The 3,394-nt window shown below is 41.1% G+C and carries 3 protein-coding genes and 1 pseudogene; all 4 read right to left on the reverse strand.

Annotated elements, in window-relative coordinates; genetic code table 11:
- Positions 1 to 656: pseudogene (locus A5295_RS05740) on the reverse strand (ABC transporter permease); the annotation flags it as partial.
- A 127-nt stretch (positions 657 to 783) separates the two neighbouring features.
- Positions 784 to 1,485 (reverse strand): ABC transporter ATP-binding protein, encoded by a 702-nt coding sequence (locus A5295_RS05745; protein WP_004105770.1) that lies wholly within the window; start codon positions 1,483 to 1,485, stop codon positions 784 to 786.
- 109 nt (positions 1,486 to 1,594) lie between these two features.
- A complete protein-coding gene (locus A5295_RS05750; RefSeq protein WP_004109989.1) occupies positions 1,595 to 2,215 on the reverse strand; it encodes a DUF5701 family protein in 621 nt (206 codons plus the stop codon).
- Positions 2,216 to 2,267: 52 nt separating this feature from the next.
- Complete coding sequence (locus A5295_RS05755; protein WP_004109990.1) at positions 2,268 to 3,335, reverse strand: aspartate-semialdehyde dehydrogenase; 1,068 nt, start codon at positions 3,333 to 3,335, stop codon at positions 2,268 to 2,270.
- Positions 3,336 to 3,394 lie beyond the last annotated feature (59 nt).

Here is a 3,394-nt window from a genome sequence, read left to right on the forward strand (position 1 = left end):
AAGAGACAGGTATACGGCAAGCTAGTCACGTTATCAGGAGCAGCAGAAGTAAATATTGGGTATCTAGACGTCACAGAGTTACGAAATGCTTTAGATTGATAGCCATCAGGATTGTTTAAATCGTTGCTATCTAGCACGCTACCAGTTATGCGCAAACGATAAGTTTTAGACTTTGAATTAGAAGAATCAAGACTTCCAACGCCCACATTTTGCTGCATGTTGACTATTATCACATTGCCAATGCTCAAGCCACTATCGTGTAAAAATCGCTGAGTTACAACAGCTTCACTATTATTTTTAGGCATATTGCCCTTAAGCAAATGCAAACGATTAAGATTTTTTTGCGATTCTACATAATGCACGAAATTCATTGCGTATGAAGACTTTGCATCATCTGTTGCGTGCGCTGTTGCTTTCCAAGAACGCTCTGCTTCAACTTCACTCACACTTGGCAACGCGCGTAACGCTGCAACATCGTCTTTAGTTAAACCAAGAGTAGATACGATTTGCAAATCATAAGCATGCAATTTCGCATACATATCGTTAGTAGCGAGAAACATGTCGTTGCAGCCTGCATAAATACCAGTCATAACAGCAACACCAAGCATTGCAATAACCGCAAGAACACAGAAGCGACGCCATTCGCGAACCCACATTCTAATTGCGCTAATAAATACTATTGGCAGCAATGAGTGCGTGCGCTTACCTTCACTGCCATTATCGGCGTTTTTATTATCAGATTGCTTTGAAACTGCTGCTACTTTCCGCATAACAACCACCTAATCACCACTCAATATCGGCTATAGCCATAGGATGTTCTTGCACAGTTTCGTCTACAACTTTTCCAGAACGGAAACGAACAACTTTGTGAGCCATCGGAGCAATGGCAGCATTATGAGTAATAATCAGCACTGTCATGCCTTCAGTTCGGCAAATATCTTGCAATAATTGCAATACTGCCTTACCTGTTTCATAATCCAAGGCACCAGTAGGCTCGTCACATAACAATAATTTAGGTTTTTTAGCAAGAGCGCGCGCAATAGATACGCGTTGCTGCTCACCACCAGAAAGTTGCGCTGGGAAATTATGTAGCCTTTCTTTCAAGCCAACATCAATAAGCGTTTGAGCAGGGTCAAAATGATCTGCACAAATTTGCGAAGCTAACTCTACATTTTCAAGAGCAGTTAAATTTGGAACTAAATTATAAAATTGAAAAACAAAACCAATGTCTTCTCTGCGGTAGCGAACCAAATTACGACCTTTTAGCTTAGTAACATCGCAATCGCCAACAACAACACGACCGCTTGTTGCAGTATCCATACCGCCCAAAATATTTAATGCTGTAGTTTTTCCCGCGCCAGATGCACCTAAAATTACTGTAAGCTCACCGCTCTGTGCAGTAAAACTGGCATCATCTAAAGCTCGCACAGCACCAGAACCTGATGGGTATTCTTTCACTACATGATCAAAAGTTATATATGCCACAACGCACCTTCACAATATGAGAAACTATAAAAATTCAACTTCTATTTATTTGTATTATCTACCGTTATATTTTGTACCATTTTACTAAATGAGCACAAAATTCGCTAACTTACTTCAGCGATGACACTCCACATCTTTCCATGCAATACGCATTACCAAGCCAAGTATGACGAGAATTTGGCCAGACAGCACCTAAACGCGGAGCACATTGACTCATCCATATACTTGGCACACGCCCATCTGCGCTTTGCGAACCAAGCAAATTAAATCCATTCTTGCTTTCAAGCCAATCTGGATGCTGTGTTGCAATAGCAAGCCCTTCTTCCAGCGTAAGAGGCAAACGCTCATCAGAATCAATAAGTTTACGAGCAACATCAGGCTCTCGATTCAAATACGATGAGCCAGTATGCGGATCGACAACTATATAGAACGGACCTTCAGGAAACTCATACCCGTCTTTAGGAAGAAAACTTATGATATCTCGCGGAGGCATAGTAGTGAATCCAGCCATGCGATTAATACTCGTACGAGAAATCAACGATTCAGGCGAAACTAATTCACGCGTAGGAATCAATAAAATATTCGCACCTAAACTACTATTTTCAAGCGCACATAATATAGGATTTGCCAACTTACGAAAAGCATTGGCACTCATATCAGCCACATCTGGATACCCAAGTGCCACTATACGATCGAGTTGCTGCTGTATTTCTTCAGATGCTATTGACATAATTCCAGTTTACGCAAAATCTTACATAATCGCGAGCGCAATATAACCATAATTAGTTTAGGAAATTACGCTTTTTAGCAATAATTTCCGCCAATTGCACAGCATTTAATGCAGCACCTTTTCGCAAATTATCGTTAGTGATAAAAAGTGCCAATCCCTTATTTCCATCTACTGCTTGATCTTTCCTAATTCTGCCAACATAACTTGCAGATTTTCCGGCTGCTAGCTGAGGAGTAGGAATATCGTTAAGTTCAACTCCTTCAGCATTGCTCAATACTTCGCGAGCCATGTCTGGAGTTACATCATGCTCAAACTCAGCGTTTACACTCATGCCGTGACCAGTGAAAACACCTACTCGCACACAAGTACATGAGGCTGCAAGATTTGGCAAATGCAAAATCTTACGGCTTTCATTGCGCAATTTTTGTTCTTCGTCAGTTTCTTCAGATCCGTCATCAACTATTGAACCAATAAAAGGCACTACATTAAAAGCAATAGTACGAGCAACTTTTGTAGGCTCAGGGAAATCTATTGCACTACCGTCGAAAACGAGTTTATCTGCTCCTTGGTTTAATGCAGCTTGAGCCTCATTCATGAGTTGCAAAGCACCGGCTCGACCGGCACCAGAAACAGCTTGATAAGACGAAACTATTAAACGTTTTAATCCAAAAGCATCAGCAAGCGGCTTTAATACAGGCATGCAAGCCATAGTTGTGCAATTTGGATTTGCTACTATTCCTCTTGGAATAGTATCTAAATCTTCAGGATTTACTTCCGCAACTACCAAAGGCACATCGTTATGCATACGCCATTGCGAAGAATTATCTACTACAATTGCGCCAGCTTCAGCGAATTCCGGAGCCCAAATTTTTGAAGTTCCGCCGCCTGCAGAAAAAATAGCTATATCAATTCCGTGCAAATCTGCTTTTTCTACATCTTCTACAACTACGTCTTTGCCACGATATTGCAAAACTGTGCCAGCAGAATGAGCAGAAGCCATAAAACGTAAATCTTTTATTGGGAAATCACGCTCGTCAAGCACTCGACGCATTACCATACCAACTTGGCCAGTTGCGCCAAGTACTGCCACGTTCACGCCTTTTTCGTTGATAATTGTCATCGAGACTCCCTTAAAAGTAAGCACGTATAATTTCTACAGTTTTTACAATTCTACAATTT

The organism is Gardnerella sp. 26-12 (assembly GCF_001660745.1).
Lineage (GTDB): Bacteria > Actinomycetota > Actinomycetes > Actinomycetales > Bifidobacteriaceae > Bifidobacterium > Bifidobacterium swidsinskii.

Coding starts and splice junctions, on each gene's coding strand:
- A5295_RS05750 (WP_004109989.1), bottom strand. CDS start 2,215: ATGTCAATAGCATCTGAAGAAATACAGCAGCAACTCGATCGTATAGTG.
- A5295_RS05755 (WP_004109990.1), bottom strand. CDS start 3,335: ATGACAATTATCAACGAAAAAGGCGTGAACGTGGCAGTACTTGGCGCA.